This is a genomic window from Paenibacillus sp. PAMC 26794 (assembly GCF_000316035.1).
Classification (GTDB): Bacteria; Bacillota; Bacilli; order Paenibacillales; family Paenibacillaceae; genus Paenibacillus.
In genome coordinates this window covers 46,665-64,863 of sequence record NZ_ANHX01000080.1, presented here as the reverse complement: position 1 = coordinate 64,863, position 18,199 = coordinate 46,665, and the positions used below count along the sequence as shown (strand labels likewise).

11 protein-coding genes are annotated in these 18,199 nt (G+C 48.7%); 1 reads left to right on the top strand and 10 read right to left on the bottom strand.

Going from position 1 to position 18,199, the window contains the following annotated elements; translation table 11 throughout:
• Positions 1–17: 17 nt before the first annotated feature.
• Positions 18–869, bottom strand: coding sequence for a formate/nitrite transporter family protein (locus D829_RS0126035; RefSeq protein WP_017691853.1), 852 nt, complete (start codon positions 867–869; stop codon positions 18–20).
• 240 nt (positions 870–1,109) lie between these two features.
• On the opposite strand from D829_RS0126035, the gene D829_RS32680 reads away from it, so the two are divergent.
• Entirely contained in the window at positions 1,110–1,595 is a 486-nt protein-coding gene (locus D829_RS32680) for a hypothetical protein (protein WP_017691852.1), read from the top strand.
• Positions 1,596–1,743: 148 nt separating this feature from the next.
• Here D829_RS32680 and D829_RS0126025 read toward each other — a convergent pair whose 3' ends face one another.
• From D829_RS0126025 to D829_RS0125985, 9 genes are all read right to left on the bottom strand, one after another.
• Positions 1,744–3,105 (bottom strand): FAD-dependent oxidoreductase, encoded by a 1,362-nt coding sequence (locus D829_RS0126025; protein WP_017691851.1) that lies wholly within the window; start codon positions 3,103–3,105, stop codon positions 1,744–1,746.
• A gap of 486 nt (positions 3,106–3,591) precedes the next feature.
• Positions 3,592–4,071, bottom strand: coding sequence for a glutathione peroxidase (locus tag D829_RS0126020; protein WP_017691850.1), 480 nt, complete (start codon positions 4,069–4,071; stop codon positions 3,592–3,594).
• Positions 4,072–4,308: 237 nt separating this feature from the next.
• Positions 4,309–5,193 carry an ABC transporter ATP-binding protein gene (locus tag D829_RS0126015; RefSeq protein WP_017691849.1) on the bottom strand — a complete coding sequence of 295 codons (885 nt, stop codon included), beginning with the start codon at positions 5,191–5,193 and terminating at the stop codon, positions 4,309–4,311.
• Positions 5,194–5,688: 495 nt separating this feature from the next.
• Positions 5,689–8,886 carry a hypothetical protein gene (locus tag D829_RS31965; protein ID WP_017691848.1) on the bottom strand — a complete coding sequence of 1,066 codons (3,198 nt, stop codon included), beginning with the start codon at positions 8,884–8,886 and terminating at the stop codon, positions 5,689–5,691.
• Positions 8,883–10,142 carry a hypothetical protein gene (locus D829_RS0126005; RefSeq protein WP_017691847.1) on the bottom strand — a complete coding sequence of 420 codons (1,260 nt, stop codon included), beginning with the start codon at positions 10,140–10,142 and terminating at the stop codon, positions 8,883–8,885. Before D829_RS0126005 ends, D829_RS31965 begins: the two co-directional genes overlap by 4 nt.
• Positions 10,143–10,232: 90 nt before the next feature.
• Positions 10,233–10,880: a hypothetical protein gene (locus D829_RS0126000; RefSeq protein ID WP_017691846.1), complete on the bottom strand. Its 648-nt coding sequence runs from the start codon at positions 10,878–10,880 to the stop codon at positions 10,233–10,235.
• 19 nt (positions 10,881–10,899) lie between these two features.
• Entirely contained in the window at positions 10,900–12,183 is a 1,284-nt protein-coding gene (locus D829_RS0125995; RefSeq protein WP_017691845.1) for a vWA domain-containing protein, read from the bottom strand.
• 86 nt (positions 12,184–12,269) lie between these two features.
• Complete coding sequence (locus D829_RS0125990; RefSeq protein WP_017691844.1) at positions 12,270–14,717, bottom strand: hypothetical protein; 2,448 nt, start codon at positions 14,715–14,717, stop codon at positions 12,270–12,272.
• Position 14,718: 1 nt separating this feature from the next.
• Positions 14,719–18,108, bottom strand: coding sequence for a tubulin-like doman-containing protein (locus D829_RS0125985; RefSeq protein WP_017691843.1), 3,390 nt, complete (start codon positions 18,106–18,108; stop codon positions 14,719–14,721).
• Positions 18,109–18,199 lie beyond the last annotated feature (91 nt).

Genomic DNA, 18,199 nt, shown 5'->3' with positions numbered 1-18,199 from the left:
GCCCCGCTTTGTGCCATCTATGCCTGCTTACTCAATATCACTCTACCCTCCGTCTCCATAGGTTCGATCGACGTCGCCATCTCTGGCTTCACTTTTGGCTCAGCTTGGCGCAGGTACACCACCCAATAGGCTGCAGCTACAAACAGAGCACCTCCAGTCAGATTCCCGAGCCATACCGGAATGAAATTCATCACATATTGGCCCCACGAATAATGTCCTTCGAAGATTGCCGCCGGGATGAGGAACATATTGGCCACAACGTGCTGGAATCCAATCGCCACAAATGCCATCGTTGGAAACCAAATGCCTAGTACCTTGCCACTCATCGTATCCGAAGCATAAGATAGCCACACGGCCAGCGCGACCAGCCAGTTACAGCCGATGCCAGAGATGAAAGCTTGCAGGAAACCGTCATGCAACTTATGCCCCGCCATATCAACCAGCTTAGTCAGATACAGTCCCTCGGAGGTAAGCCCCAGTACATGGCCAAAGAAAAAAGCCACGAACAGCGCACCCAGCAGATTGCCAAGCGTAACAAGCAGAAGGTTTTTGAACATGCTGCTAAGTGTAATTTTGCGTGTCATCGCTGCGAGCGGCACAGCCATCATATTGCCTGTCAGCAACTCCCCGCCACCGATAAGCACCAACATCAATCCAACTGGGAACACCGCTGCACCGATAAAGGTGGCAAAGCTACCCCATTCTGCCGGTGCAGAAGCAATTACTCGGATATCCAGCAGAAAACCGAGCGCGATAAATGCACCTGCCAGAAAGCCAAGGATCAGCACCGAAGATACCGGATTATGCGCTTTTTTGGCCCCCGCTTGTGCCGTATATTGTGCAACCTCAAGTGGTGTTTTGACTGCCATATGTCTTCCTCTCCTTCACTAATCATGAACAAATTCATTTCATGGGTTTTGTTGATAAGTTCATTGTAACGTGAAGATATCGGCAGGTTTGTTACTTTTATCACAAAGTATGGAGGTGAACTCTTCATGGTTGAATTTTTGATATAAAATAAGAGATTGTAATGGAAAAATATTTATTTTTTATACATTTATAGTACAATGACTATGTATGTCCAATATAGATAAGGAGATCTACTATATATGAAAAAAGTGTTTTTATTATCCATTTTGTCCTTATTACTAGCCGTATCCGTTTATGCCGCCTCTGCTTCATCCGATCAAAAACCGGACAGAATTTTAAACGTTAATCAACCCGTAACTCCGATTACTGTAGAGGAACCTGACCAAATCATCACGCCAATGGCAACATCCACACTTTTTCATACTCCTTTGGCTACTCGTCCGTCTGATATTTCCGAGTTTTATGTTCGGGCAGGCTATGGCCATATTAAAATTTTCATTAAAAACACTGGAAAATCAACAATGACCGTTACTATGAAACACTCTTCTGACAAAGTATATATTGAAGATTCCATTCCTGCCGGAGGCACATTAGATTGGAAAAGCTATATCGATTACCCTCAGGGAGTTAGAGGCGGAGATTATGAGATCTCATATCGAGCTGGTGGAAACAATTTGAGTGCAGAAGCTTGGGGAATATCTGCTGAAAATACCAACGAGCTATAAAATCTCTATAAGTTCAGACAATGAATAATAATCATTGAGCCTCATCCTAAATGTATTAGAAATATCAATTAAGTAAAAGGCTGGCGAGTGATCGCCAGCCTTTACTCATTCTATTTTTTTTCATATCTCTCACAACGAATCACATTGTTTATACCATTGCTGGTGCTTTTATTTCTACCGGTGGCAATGCTTGCAGACCAGCCGTGTTCAGGAAGTTCCATGGTTTGTTGTAATGTGGCTGGAAGAAGAAGTCGATGAAGGCCAGCTCATCTACGGTCATGTTATTTTGGATGCAGACCGAGATCGTATTAATCGATTGAGTAAGATCAACCTGTGACATCACCTGTGCTCCAACGATCCGACGAGTAGCCTGCTCATATACCACTTTAAGCAACAGTTTCTCCGCCGTTGGCATGAACTCCGGACGGTAGCTATCTTCCAGTACCACAGATTCCACAATCAGACCTTCGTCAGCAGCAGACATTTCCGTCATCCCTGTACCCGCGATATTTTGCTCATAAATTTTGATACCCGATGTTCCTTGTGTACCCATGTATGGTGTCGTAGGACGTACCAGGTTGCGAGCTACCAGTGTACCCATCCGCACGGCGTTAGTCGCCAGTGGAATGTACGCTGCTTTGCCTGTTGGGTTGTAATGAATAGCACAGCTGTCACCCGCAGCGAAGACGTCTTTTTGACTCGTTTGCATATATTTATCCACGATGATAGCGCCGTTTGGCAGCATATCCACTTGGCCTTTGAGCAGCTCTGTATTTGGACGGAAACCAATGCACAGAATAACCAGATCGGTTTCAAACTCTCCTTTGGACGTGATCACCTTAGTTACTTTGCCATCTTCACCAGTAAACTTCTGTACCGTTTGACCAAGAGCCAGTTTGATGCCGCGTCCAGTCAACGTGTCTTCGATCGCATCCGTGAATTCAGGGTCCAGGTATTTGTTCAAAATCCGGTCCACACTGTCGATCAGGGTAACTTCCTTGCCGTTCATCTGGAAAGCTTCCACCAGTTCTACGCCAATATATCCTGCACCTACAACAGTAACACGTTTGGCATCTTTGGCTTTTTCAATAATCGTGTTGGAGTGATTGTAGTTTTTGCAAAGTAAAATGTTATCCATCTCGATGCCTTCAAGCTTCGGAACGACAGGCCATGAACCCGTTGTCACGATCAGTTTGTCAAACGTATCTTCAAATTCTTCCCCGGTTTGCAGGTTTTTAGCCTGAAGGGTATGGCCCTTGGCATCTACTGCTGTTACTTCATGAAGCATCTTGGTCTCAACACCAAGCTCTGCCAGTTGATTAGGCGAAGAATAGAACAAACCGTCAGGGTCTTTCACAACCCCACCTACGTAGAGCGCAATGCCACAAGATAGGAAGGAGATATTGTCATTGCGCTCATACACGGTGATGGTAGCATCCGGGTACAATTTGGCGGTATTTACGATGGCTGCGGTCCCTGCGTGTGTACATCCGATAACTGCGATTTTCATTAAAAGTTCCTCCTCGAAATATATAAATGAGTTTGAATATAAGGTTGTTATGGTTGTGAAACATTTCACTTCTTGTTCGAAACTGTGTATGTGATTTATTTCACTTTATACACTCATTATAATGTGATATTTTTCACATTGCAATAGGTTGAGCAAAAAAAATTTGTCAGAGGAGGTCATTTCCCTGTATTTAAGCCTTTCTTCCCTTCATTGTATTGATTTCATTGTCCCCGGATTTGGGCGCGTTTATGCTATGTAATGGCTTCCGTGATCCCTGTATGAACACCGTGTGGACGTATAAAATTTAGAGGCGTCTCCTGCCTTCATGTTTGACTTATACAAAGAATAAATGGCTTCAATTTTCATTACAGGGTTGATTTCATGGATCCAACTCCTACCTGTGAAGAGAATAAATCTGCGTATATAAAATAATCAAAGAAGCCCATCCTTGTTTATGCAAGGACAGGCTTCTCAAACGTTCTTGTATTAACCGAGCAATTTCTCGATATCTGCAATCATTGTCTCCGGAGATTCTTTCGGTTCAACACGACCTACCACTTCACCTTCACGGTTAACAAGGAACTTGGTAAAGTTCCATTGGATGTCGCTTGTTTCACCTACGCCAGGTTGTTGCTCCTTCAGGTATTGGAACAGGGGATGAGTGTCCTCACCATTCACATCTACCTTAGCAAACACCGGGAAATTCACACCATAGTTAATCTGGCAAAATGATTCTGCTTCCTCACTTGTACCTGGCTCCTGCCCTCCAAACTGGTTACAAGGGAAACCCAGTACAACCAAGCCTTGATCGCGATAACGATCATAGAGCTTTTGCAATTCACCGTATTGCGGGGTCAGCCCACACTTGCTGGCTGTATTGGCAATGACCAATACTTTACCTTGATACAGATCCAGTGAGACTTCTTGGTTTGCGGCGGTTACCGCCTGATATGAATATACGGACATGACTGATTCCTCCCATGACATATGTTGGTTTGGGCTGTTGCGAGCACGTTGGCATAACCAATGAACCCACAGCCTGTCCTATTATTATAGACCGATCCGATGCGATTACCAAATCCAGGGTCTACCCGTCCCCTTTGCTCCCATGCATTGCAAATCCCCCATGAATGCAAAAGAGCCGCGTGCAATAGCGCACAGCGGCTTCATTCTATAATGTAAGGACCACATAAGCCCAATTTATTAACTTCCTGTCGCTTGAACACGTGGTTCTGTCCGTCCCCCAGCATGAACCATCGCACTGTTCATGACCAGCTGCTCTGGCGTCTTCGATTGCTGGCGTTCGCCTGCAAGAGCGTAAGGCAAGCAGAGCGGTACACCGGAACGCGGATCAATCACGATATCTGCTTCAATGTTGAATACTTCACGAAGCACATCCGAGTTCATAACTTCCACAGGTGAACCATGAGCGATGGCGTTACCTTTTTTGATACCAATCATGTGATGTGCATAGCGGGAAGCATGATTCAAGTCATGCACAACCATAACAATGGTACGGTTGGCTGTGGCATTCAGTTGCTCCAGTAATTGCAATACTTCGAGCTGGTGAGCCATATCCAGGAACGTAGTCGGCTCGTCCAGGAAAAGGATATCTGTTTCTTGTGCAAGTGCCATGGCAATCCAGGCACGTTGACGCTGTCCACCGGACAGTTGATCAATCGGACGATCATGGAATTCAGTCATGGCTGTCACTTCGATAGCCCATTCAATCATACGTTTGTCTTCCGCACGCATGGAGCCAAATCCTTTTTGATAAGGAAAGCGACCATACGATACCAGTTCAGTAACGGTAAGACCTTCAGGGGCTGTTGGATTCTGTGGCAAAATCGCAAGTTGCTTGGCAACTTCACGCGTGGACTGTTTATGGATGGACTTCCCGTCGAGCAATACATTACCTGCTTTTGGAGCCATAATACGTGCCATCGTTTTCAGGATGGTTGACTTCCCTGAACCATTGGCTCCAACAAGTGCTGTAATTTTTCCTTGGGGAATCTGAATATTCAGATCCTCTACAATTAGTCTTTCCTCATAAGCGATATCCAGCTTGGTCGTCTCCAGACGAAACATGCGATCATCCCTCTCTCATTTATCCCGGTTATGTAATCCGGCTATGACAACAAAAACGAAATTTTAATTCTGTGTATTTCCGACGCAAATATCTTCTACACTAAAGATACTGATAATCATTATCATTTGTCAACATAAAAAACCAAATTCCCTTCTCTTTTCGTGCGTTATTTGGTCTTTCTGTAGCAGAAATCCCCCTCTTTTCTCAAGTACACATGAGATCTTTTCTCATTCATTCCGCGTACTTTATCACTTCTGACTGTCTTTCAAACTCTTGAATCGCAAATTTTGTGTCTGAATTGTGAATGTGTGAGTTTTTTTCATTCGTTTGCTATATCCCGGGATGTGGAACAAAAAAAGATGACCTTGAAATTCAAGTTCAAGGTCATCTCACATACGCTCGTTTAATAAGGTATGAAGCCAGCATTTTTCATCATTGGATCAAAAAACACTTAATGAATCTATGCAACATGCTCAAATAATATGATTTACAGCTTAATTAGGCTGCGGTATCAATTGGATCACCGTCATACTGCCCTGCGTACTCTTCACACTGACAATGCTCTCGGCATCCATATTCGCTGGAAGATCGATCTGCAATCCATACGGATAGAGGCGATCCACCGCTCCAATAGACATCTGTGAAGATGTAGTCGCATCCGCATCCTGTTCATTGGATACAGATGTGTCAGGCGATGTCGATCCTGTAGCCTGATCTGAATCGGTCCCTTGATCCGTGTCTCCACTCGCAGCATTAGACGATGCATTCGTCCCTGTATCCGTTGTTGTATCGGTAGCAGGATCTGAAGTGGAATCACCCGATGTTGAAGGATCGGCCTGTTGATCGCCATCCTCCGTCTGCTCTGTGTTCCCCGCATTTCCCCCTGATGAGCCATCCGTGCTTCCTTCGGAAGTACTTCCTGAGCCACCATCGGAGGTATCTTGGGTATCAGGCTCTTCATTCCGATTAAAGCTCTCCCACATACCTGTAGCATCCAACTCTTGAGTACTATCATCCTTCATCGTCAATTGAAGTTTGCCTTGCTCAAACTCAGTGCTTCCCGTATTATTCCTGAAACGGATCACCAGTTGAGCAGGTGATTCCGTACCCTCCTGTTCACTCGCAGGAATCATATAAGCAATCTGCTCCGCGAGCTGCACCTCAGGTTCAGCCGGTATGACAGGCTCCTGGGTAGATGGAGGGGATGCCGCTGGCGGCTCTACAGAATCTTTCATCCATGCATATGTACCGCCAGCAATACCCAGAACCAGGATCAAGAGGATTAATCCGAACAGATTTTTCCTTTTACCCGTTAGCATTCGCACCAGTGGAGAGGACAATTCCGTCTTCGCACGGTCATAGACCGGCTTCATTGTCTTGCTTGCTCTCGCATAATACGGTTTGAAAGCTGACTTCGACTTGAAAGCTTCACGGTCATGGGCTTTGAAATACGCCACGATCGCATCCGCATATCCTTTATGCGCATTGGAACCCCGGACAAACATCCGATGATCTCCTGACCATTCGAAGAATGGATACAGCCCTTCAGCACGACTTGCATTGATGCGGATGAATTCAATCAGACCAGGATAATCCAACCGATTGCTGCCGCTTCCCCCCCGATAAAAAGCCATCGGCAAAGCTTCATATGCCGCGATCCCCGGATGAGTCTGCAGCTCTCCGGCAAGCCAGCGACGCGTCCAGCGTTGAAGTTCATTGCGTTCTGCCAGGGAAAGTGCCTCCAATGCCTCTTCTTCATTCCCCTCGCCACTAAGCCACACTCTCGCAGCCAGCATCATGTTCGTTCGAGCGGATACATCAGAGCCCTGACGTGCCGCCCAATCCCGAACCTCATTGCCATGCTGCAAAATATCAATGCTTAATAGCTGTTCACGGTTAACCCGATCCAGATCGAGATCCTGAATCATAAACAGGTTAATGACATAAGCAAGCTTGTCTGCAAGGCGGGTTAACTCCTCCTGATATGCCGGATCTTGACTGGCAGAAGGAGATCCCCCTTTGCGATTAGGGCGGGCTGTAGCTTCAGATTGACCAATTCGTGCCGTAATGCCTGTATCATAGGTGACATCAGCGGATACCCGATCCAGTATGCTAACACGCTGGAGGGCTTCATTCGCAGACTCTACCGGATTAGGCGCAGAACATAACCGTTCACGCAGCTCATTGGCTGTCCGCTCCTGCAAGAAGCTGTAGTGGATCGCAGATGGATGGGACGTAACCCATCTTCGGATCACTTCCACGACGTTCGCTGCCGATTCGGTGCGTTTCAGCTGATTGTCCAGATAAGGCTCGAACAACAGCTTGGTAAGCGATTCATTGGCCAGCACTTTATCAAAGAAAGCTCGATTCAGCTGCGGATCCCGATCCAGCACAGCATACAATTCCTGCACAGCACGCATACGCTTCTGGGCGCGGGCATTATTCACACCGTAGATGAAATAGTCCACAATCCGGGATTGCACCACGGGCGCGGCAACACTGAAATATTCTCCAATGCGAGCTGCGACGTCTTCTTCGGGTACGTTCTCACGCTTCACACTGTCCAGTTCCCTGCTGAGCAAGGTCAAGAACAGCTCGTTCAGACGGGAACGTTGCTGTAATCCACCATCCGGCTTCAGATAGGTCAACAATCCACTCAGAACATGGCTTTTGTTATCCAGATACAGGTCTTCCAAGCCTTGTTCAAGACCATAGAACACCGCAAGTTCACCATATGCTTCAATAGAAAGTTCCCGTCCAGGCTCCATGCCAGACAACATCTCGTCGGCAAACGTATAGAACGCATCCGCAGCACCAGGTTCCTGCAATAAGGCCCAGGCGAATTCCGCATAAGGTAACTTCGCTACAGATGCATCCGCATGTGTCACTCTGCCGGATACCAGATCAAAGGTGAAATCCTTCTCCGTATTCCGGTCTTTCGGACGTAACGTCCCTCGCTCTACAAACTGAACATGGATGCCTTTCTTGGCCTGCGGCTCCTTGGCAAATGTCATAAAACCAAGCTGCCGCCGGAACGCGTAAGGTAACACCGTGTACAGCAAGCGTAGCAAGCCTTTGGCCCCTGCGGTCACTTCCTCTGCGGCAAGATCCAGGGCAATGTATACTTTTCTGCGTGTCGCTACAGACTGCATCACCGCGTAGAGCAGACGCTTGAACAGTACTTCGTTCATCTTCAAGGCGCTCAGCATCTGGGCTGGTGATGAATCCGGACCATTTCCCGACGATATGGGCAATTCAGCAAGTGCTGGCAGAACTGTACCTTGTTCGATGTCATAGGACGTGGCGAACACGGCATCCAGCCAGCCGCCGTGTTTCATCTGCCCTTCCGAGCGTTCGGGAGACAAGACGTAATTATGTGCAAAAAAGGCACTGCGCAGCCCGGTGAAATCTGCAGACTGGTACACATTTTGCCCAAGAATCGTCTCTCCACTCTCCAGATGAAGCAGGTGAATGGAAGCCGGAAACTTCGTCTCGTCCTTCTCGCTACGACCTGTTAGCTCCGCTGGAGCGTCATAGACACAGTAGGGGTGAAGCACTTTTTTGATAAAAGAAGGGTCCAGTCCCGGCGATGCCGCAACCGTATCAAACCCCTCTGTTGTGCGAAACACCCCGCGCCGCTCTCGGGTATACAGCTGTTGTTCAATGGGCGGGGTTACGGAAGAACGCATCATCCCACTCTCCCCTCAATGTACTTCAGCTTGTACAGCAACCACAGGAAGGGTTCATCCACGCGGATCGGGCTAACCACACCCTGCAATTTCATATCCACCGGATTGCTGCCCAACGCAGATACTGCGAAATAGGCTGTATCCTTGAAGTACACATCCATCGTGCCCTTGAACGGACGATCCACCTTCTCGATAAAACGCCGGATCTCCCCGTCGATATTCTCGAACTCGGTTAAGTCGAACCAATCGCGGTGCACCATGTTGCGGAAGACATTACTGTTCGATTTGATATAATCCCCCTCGTCATCCTTGAGGGAATGTAGCATGTCACTTTTGGTGAGTACAACAGCCGTTGGAATATTGGTCTTGGCTTTGTCCTGATAGGCGATAAAATCTCCGAACATCGTCAGCACTACATCGCGCGGCTCATCGTATCGTGGCGTCCACTCTCCCGGCTCATTGCCGAGGTTAATGCGGATTTTGTCCCGAATCGAACGAATCTGGAGTGGGTCCACCATGAACAGGATACCTGCCGAGTTCTTGATGTGCTGCCCGTGAAGTCCGAGATAGTCCTGCTCCACCATACCTTCACCCGCAACGTCAAAGAACACCAGTGTCAGCGGCGCTTTATCTTCATCCTTGAATACAAACTGGAAGATAAACGGCTCCTGCAACTTTTCCTTCTGCGTGGAATCCAGCAGGTCGCCCCGTTCGAACAACGGTTCTTCATAATCCGCACGGAACCGGCGGCTGATCTCCGCATTCAATGGCATGCAAGCCGCGTCAAAATGATCGGCTGTATAATGCTGCAATGTATGAATTAATGAAGTCATGTAGACGGATTTACCTACCTGGGATGCACCAATGATGGATATGATATTGCTCGGTGCTTTACCCGCCGTAACAGGTAGCTCGTTATGACATTTCGGACACAACCGGCGACGCGTAACGACACCATACCGATCGTTCAGACCCATCACGATGTTATCGGAATAAATCCGATGTTCCTCCGGTACATCATGCGGAGCCAATACGGCTTCCATATCAAATACCGTATCGAGTCCAAATCTTTCACGATACCGATTCAACTTCGCATCTTCCCCGAGTGCGTAGTCCTCATCATCATCGCGGTGATGGGCGGCGCGGAACACCACCTCTTCCGGTGAGAACTTGCTGAAACAATAAGGACATACAATATCGTAAAACAGCGGACGTTCCTCCGGCTGTTGTCTCTTCAAAAACCGACTAAAAAAGCTCATAGCCACTCCCCTCCCATGATCAGTCAGACTAAGGTGATTTACACTTGCACTACGATGACAGAGTAACCTTCCAATCGCTAGTCCAACTATCTAGTCTGATATAAGCCGATAGGCGGCTCCATATTTCGGTCCGTCCGTGAAGAATATTCGCACATAATCATCCTTGGCAACTTCAACGGGCGGCATCTCATTTCTTCCGGGAGCAAAATCACTCACAAAAGGATACACCGTACCATCTTCCTTATTCAGCGGAACCCCGCCCTGTTTGCGAACATAACAGAGTGCTTCCTTCGGAACAGGTACTTCCGCTGTGACGGTGATCAATACACTTTTTCGTTTCTGAAAAAAACCGCTCTTGTAGCGAATGGAAAAGCGGATATCCGCCTTCCCTGCGCTTGCAATCACCATGTTGTCCTCGTCTCGTTGACGGATCAGTACAGGTCCCTCTTCCCCCACCTGACACACATACACTGTGTACTTAATGGCACCAAAACCTGTGATCCGATCCGTGTATCCATTGCTCGCCTTATATTCCTCTCTCGTGTACAGCTTCAGCTTGCCCTGTGCAGGCTCTTCCCCGGTACGATCATCGCTCATCATATCCAGCTCCAGCCGTTCCACATACACAGCTTCTACCCGTTCCGGCCAGAGCCAGCGAAGTGTACAACGCCCTTCATCCACCGCAAGTGTCAGTTTTCGAATCAAGGGTGTCGAAGGGTCTGCATCCGTAAACCGCATTTCCATTGACCTCCCGACGTTAGAATCCTTTGCTGCGTGTATCTCTAGGTCTCTGACCAAACCCTTCGGCAGAAGAAGTTCCCCCGCCAGCTTCACGACGCCCTCGGCTCTTCCGCGGCGTGTTCTCCTTAATCGGTACAATCCAGGAGAAGAGAGTCAGTACACCAGACAAAATGAGCATCGCACCCAATCGTACGAATGTATCACCCACGTTCGAACCGTCGAGGCCCCATTCGAGCAGAAGCCCTGCCAGTAGACCCGACACCGCACCACCAATACCAAAGCTGAGCGCGAGATGACGGTTATCAAACACGAGTCCGAGTGACACACCCAATGCTACTCCAATCAGTAACACAGCTGCTACACGGAAAATCGCCAGATAAACGCTATGCTCCATCATGCCTGTACGCTCCGTCACCAGCGTCCGTTCATCAATCGTATCGTAGATCTGCTGGAATGCCAGATTCAGACCACCGGAATCCGGTACATCATAGTACATGCCACCCGTTTGCTGGGCAATATTACGCAGCAAATCCGTTCCTGATGGGTCCACCAGACTGAGGCCGACTGTATTAATGGAAATCTGTTCGTTGTTATATTGGGACAAAATATCGGTCGTGTCCGCTTCACTGAAGCCATCGGATAACAAGATGACAACGGTACCGCGTTTCGGGTCCTGTTTGCCCTGAATCTGCTCCATGCCTTCCCGCAACACGGCATCAAAATTGGTGCCGCCCGAAGTTGTGACAATGCCATCGATTTTGCTATAAACCTCATTCTTGGCCGCTTCACTATCGAGCGCAATAAACGGCTGTAACAACTGCGGTTGGTCATCAAACGTAATGACAGCTACCTGCTTGTCACTCTCCATCTGGCTGATTAGTGTCTTGGCTGCTTCAAAGCGTCCGTTATCCGGATCTGTCTCGCTCATGCTGCCCGAGTTATCGATCATCAGTACGATGTCCTTGACTTGCTTCACACCGCCCGGATTGATCTGATACAACAATTGCAGGGCGAGTCCAACAACAAATAACAGAGCCAGTGTTGCCGGAACAAGCAATTTCCACGACAGTCCCAGATACCGGAGCTTCCATGAAGCGCCATTCAGCTTGGGTGAGATCATCTCTGCGATCAAACAGAACAATCCAACGCTCAGCGCCAGTACGCCAAAGTATAATCCCATCAGCAACAGACGTGGCATCTCCCCAAGCCATTGACGCAGCATGATTTCTCCTGCCGCAAAGCCCACTGCCCCGCCAATAAGGCTGAACAGGACCAGGAGAAGATTGATTTTTCGCTGCATGTCCACATGCATCCTTTCCATACCAGCCTTAAACAGGCTGAGTTAATACAAGATTGGTGCTGGGTGTCAGGACACCGCCAGACGTCTTAACGAATGGGTGACAACTTTTCCAACAGACCTGCGGGGTGAAGTTCATAGCCATTCTCCGTGTACGAGTCATAATATACCTTGCCGTTCCGATACACCATAAGATCCTCCAGATGGAAACCGCCCATCAGATTCAGCTTCTCCACGCCACTACTGCGTTCTTCGTACACCACACCCAACTTGTAGATACGTGACGTCTCTTCGGCATGTGCCGCGTAGTCCATGAAAGCACTATGATGATCACCAAAGAAATACTTCTCTTCATACCGATGTTCCTGCGTATAATCGAATACCCGTACCCGTACCACCGCCTGATCCTCCAGCGTGTGGTACAACCTGCGGAACAGATCATCCCGGGTTAATACGTCTTTATCTCCGTAGGCAATCGTAACGTTAGCCCGTTGCAACAGCTCTTCTTCAAATGGCAATCGCAACGGCTCGGCCGTAAGCAGCAACGAGTGACATACCTCCATCAGGCGTTTCAAAAGACGGTCATCGCCTTCTGTGGCAAGCCGGTTCATGTCTCCCATGTAACGGTCCTCAAACCATACATCCCGTCCGCGTTTGGCTTCCAGGTCGATGATTAGCTCTTCCGTCACTTTGCCGTAGTACTCCATCACGTTCTGCCCGATGTATTCATCCGCAGCGGCGATACTTTGGACAGCTGTCTCTCGCAGTGTGCGTTCCAGCGCTTCAAGTGCTGCGGTGACGTGGCGACTGAAACGGTGAAGCTCTTCCATCTCCGTATCGTAGATACGCAGCAGATGTAATTCATTTTCCAGTCGCAGTAATTCTACCTTCGGTACATACACTCGCTCCAGCATACAGTCAATCAGATTGCGTACATTCTGTTTATCACGGAACAACGCTCGTTTGAACGACTGATCTTCCACTCGCTCTTGCTGACGTTGCTCCAGCAGAGCACGTGCCGATTCAAGCTGCATCGATTTATCACGAATCAATCCGAGCAGCGCTTCACGTACACTGCCAGGCTCACTGTCACTCCAAGCCGCCCACTGGAAGTAACCAACCTCTGGATGCTCCGCGCGGGATTGTTCGGCCTGACGGCGCAGAGAGCCGCCAGAGCTGCGCTCGCGCACACGCTCTTCGACAAGACGGACCACGTTATCGCGGAAGTACGCTTCAGCTCCTTGTCCAAACAACGCTCTCTCCGCTTCACGAAGTGAGAGCGGCTTCAGATCAGAGAAACTGACGTTATGCGTCATGATGCCACTCATGCCACTAACCAGATCTTCATTGGGCAGCAGGCCTTCGACTTTGCGTTCCACCGAGGCTGCGTCCAGTCCAAAGAAAGCGAGCTTGTCCTTGATGCTCCAATCCGGCTCCTGCCGCATGCGTGCGAGCAGATACCGATACATGTGATATAACACCGCCAGTGCAATCGGCTTGTTTGGCCGCCTGATCTCGGCAAAACCCGCACTTGCATAACCATGCTGATCAGAGGTGGTACGAATATTGTTTTTAAAGGATGTATTGTTGTACGTATTCGCTCCCGTGCTTGAAACGCTACCCGAGTGATCCGTATCCTGCTTCCGGTTCTTCAACAGGCAGATGCGGCAGATGATCTCGGCATTTTCGATCCAGCCACCGGGAACGCCGGTTCCACGCTCATTTTTGTCGGACAACAGATATACAAGATCAAACAACGGGGAAGCGGGATGTGTAACCGGAATGGAGATCCCATCCTCCGTCACCAGCAGTTTACCGCTGAACGTGTAGTCAAGCGACTGCATATAATCCAGTTCCCGCAGAAAAGCGAGGCCTGCTGCGCTGGCATATCCGAAGGAATCCACTTGTTCCATCTCGCTGACCAACACATGCAGATCCGTCTGCACGGACTTGAAGGCTTGGGACAAAATGGTCTCCGTCAGCTTGGTCAGTTCTGGCAACAATACATTCAACGGATCATCTGCTCTGGTTACCACCGTAACGTAAATCCGATCAAATGACGAGTATAACCGTCCATATTCGGCAATTCGGTTACTGACCCGCCGAAGCGTACGATTCAGATCGTAGAGCGCCTGATCCGATTCGTGGAAACTGCGATGTACATCCTTACGCCGTGTTTTGGACGGTCGCTCCGTCTGCCCAGTGGACAGAGGCAAGCGGTGAAGAGTCACCTGAGCGTCATCGGACGAGCCACCATTTCTCGTTTTACCCGGACCCGCTTCCTGATCTTCTGTACCAATCTGAACGTAGACCACACCGTCTCCGTTATCCCATTTCAGCCGATTGATCTCCTGCACGGCAGACACGGCAGGTGCAACCAGATCACCCACGAATAGGAACAAAGCCGGGTAATGGATACTGCTGCGTCCATCACCCAGGCTGCCTTGACGCTCCTGCTCTATTGCATACTGCGCTGCATACTTCTCCAGATCACGCTTCAGGGTATTGTTCGAATTGAACTCCATCCCGGCCGCCATCTTACTTCAGCCTTCTGCGAATGTCGTTCAGCTTGGACGACATCGTTCTGTAGAACTGATAGATGTCTTCTCCGTTAGCCAGTTCTACACGCTCGTATTCGAGACGATCGCGTGATTCCATGAATAGCGCAGCCAGATCATCCAGCTTTGTCAGCAGTGGGGTGATATCCTCTGAAGCCGTGAGATCGTTATCGCGGCGGGAGGCTTTGCGCAGCAATGTACTGCGATCCTTCTCCGCCAGGCCGCGGAAGTTGCCAAACACTTCATACTCGGCAAAGTTACGGCTCTTCATCAGGTTCGCGAATGGCTCCCATGCGTCTTCTTCCGGGTCACGGTCATAGACGTAGAGCGCACCTTTTTTGACGATGGTGTCGGTATATAACGCTTCGATGAAGCGATCATACCACTGCTCTTCATCCTGGTACTGGGCAAGAATGCCTTCGAGTTCGGCGACTTTGGCCGAGATGGCATTCATCTTTGCCAGTTCCTCACGTACACGTGCAATTAGCTGCGGGGAGCGTACCAGGTTTTCTTTGGCCATATCTTCATTAATACTGCCGAAAATATCCTTAACTCCTACACGCGGCAACCCTTCGGATTGCAGACGTTTCAGCTCGATCACCGCCCGCTTCACTTCGCCGAGGTTCGGCGTGGTGGACGTCAGACGCATGTCGTAGGCTCCCAGTTTGGCAGACAGATCAAACGCTTCTGTTGTCACAATCGCATACCGGTTGCTTGTATTCTCATCAATCGATTTGGCTGTCACGATATTGTATCCGAGTGCCTGTACGAATTCGTTACGCACACGGGCGTTATACTGCTTCACGCGGGCGTTCTCGTACACATCTCCCCATGATTTCTCTGGAATCGGAGACGGCAGATAGGTCCAGTTGTTTTTCTCCGTTTGCACCAAGTGACGACCAATGCCTTCTTTGTCCAAAATGGTACGTTCATAACTTTCCTCATATACTTTGAGCGGTGTATACACAAAGAGTGGTACCCCGTTACGTGTATTTAGCCAGAAAATCCGGTTACGCACTTCACTTTCCTTGACGGTAAAATGAGACTTGCCCACGGCATTGTTCTGATAATTGCGAATCCCTTTCAGAATACCTGGCGCCTGTGCCGGTACCGATACAAATCCCCATGAAGGAAAATGAAGACTGCCTGTACTGTTGCTCAGATTGAACACCGGAACAGCCTCATCATCCAACTTGCCAGCAATGAAACGTTCCACGAATTTCTCGACTGACTCATCCTGACCATATTTGATCACCAGGAAATCTTCCATGGAACGAGTAATCAGATCACCGAATTTCTCACTCAGGAAGTCGGAGATGGAGCTGACGATATCAATCTCGTTTTCTTTCACCCACTGGCTGGAGTTTTCCAGCAATTCACGAGAGAAGTCACGGATCAGATCATCTGTATCACGCTTATCCAACAGCCCGTCCACCACACTGACGATATCCGGTACACTTACAACGTTCCAATAATATGTTTTGTTGCCTTTGTGATCGGCTTGTTCTTCGCCACGTGTCAGCAGATCGCCGTTCTTCGCGAATATCGAGCTAAGGGCGTTCAGTGTCTCGGTAAATACGTTATAAATGCGGCTGTTTTCCTGGTTCAGCAACTCATACAGATCTTCATAGAACTCGATCATCTGATCGTTGCGTTCCACGTCGGCGTGCAGCCAGTACTCATGAATTTTTGCTTCAATATAAGCATTCTTTTTCTTCTCTTTGGAGACAAAAGCACTCTTCGCATCGCCCAGCTTCTCTTCGGACTGCTCCTGAGCTGCTTCAATATCACGCGGAATGCGGAATGCATTCTCACGCAAAGTTTCGATGTACGACTGAATCATCTTCAGTACACAGAAACCTTTTTCCGCATAAATTAGACGAGAGACATAGAACGGACCTTGTTCGGGATGCAAAAACATACGCCGGATCTGTTCGGTGAACTGACCGGCAATCTCGCCCGGCAGTTGTTTCTTCGCCTTGATATATTCTTCACGGGCACGTGCCAGGAAGTTCTGCTCCAGCTCGGTATCCATATTCACAACCTGTGATTTCACCACGTTGCCATAGGATAAACGCTCGCTGTTCTGATAGCCAGGTAGTGGCTCTGGCACGCGCGCTTCAAAGGACTTGACCACACTTTCGAGATCAATGCCCAGCTTGCGGGCAAACTTCTCGGTATCCTCCTGGTTCGGTGCTTTGGAGAACATGGTGTTCATTTTGTCGAACATGCGATACGCCAGATACGTGGTCATCTCTTCAATCGGCAGTACAGCCGAAGATGCACCAATGATGTTGTAATCATAGTTCGCCGGGTACACCTTGTTCATCTGTGCAATGTTGGTGCGAATGTTGCTGATATAGTCATGGATCGCAAACTCCTCACCCGACTGCTTCTCCTCACTTGCCATGAAGTTGGTAATGTTCTCGGCCGTAACGTTCATGCAGTAATCGTAGGCGTTCTCCAGCAATTTGCCTTCGGTATTCGTAGCAGAGATCAGGTGACACAGGTTAAATGGCGGTAGTGGTGAGTTGACTGTTAAAATATTGCCGTACTTCTGTGTAAACCGCTCACCGCGGCTATCCACGTTCATCCAGTAATCCAGCTCTTTGAGCGCAGCATATCCGTTCTTGCGAATGTATTCGCGAGTGTGTTCGCTCAAGCTTTTGTTGGACAGGTTCACGTCTGGCGTGAACAGATATCCCAGCGTATTCACGCGGTCAATCCCGGCAGAGCCGTGATCCCGTTCGATAATACCGCGCACGATATAGGAAATATCGAGGAAGCAACCACTGCCTGTACCGCCGGACAGACCTGTCAGCAGGAACACCATCAGTTTTTTGTTGGTGCCTACGGATAAGGTTTTGATTTTTTTGTCGATGGCCTGCACGACCTGATTAATCTTCGTGAACAGCAGCAGACGTCCAGCCTGACGCACTCCTGCGGCACCGTTCATGCCATCCGTGATGCTCAGTTCCGGAGACAACCAGTCCGTAATGTACGGCTCCAGCACGCTACGGTTTTGAAGAAGTCCGCCAATCTCGGCATTGGACAGCAATACGAATTCATTGATCGGATCAAGTCCGATTCCTTTATACTTTTTGGCACGATCCTGTTCGTTTGTCTCAAAAGCCAGAAACTCCACATTGTCCGGCTTGTCCATTTTTTTCTTGGATACCGGGTCCTGTGGCAGCTTGAAACGACGGTTGATCTGATATTTGAGACGCAGCAGTGCGTCAATTCCCGTTCCTCCCAGACCAATAATCAGAATGGGGTTATCAATCGTATCAACTCTGATCTTCTCACTGACAATACCTCCGCCAAGTGATACATCAAGTTGCTGAATATGTTCTCTAACAATCGGTTTCATTCCATGTCCTCCTTAGATTAACGCACATATGCTTCAATCTATACAATTCAAACTAAAGAATATTTACACTTGCCACTCCGATGACAGAACA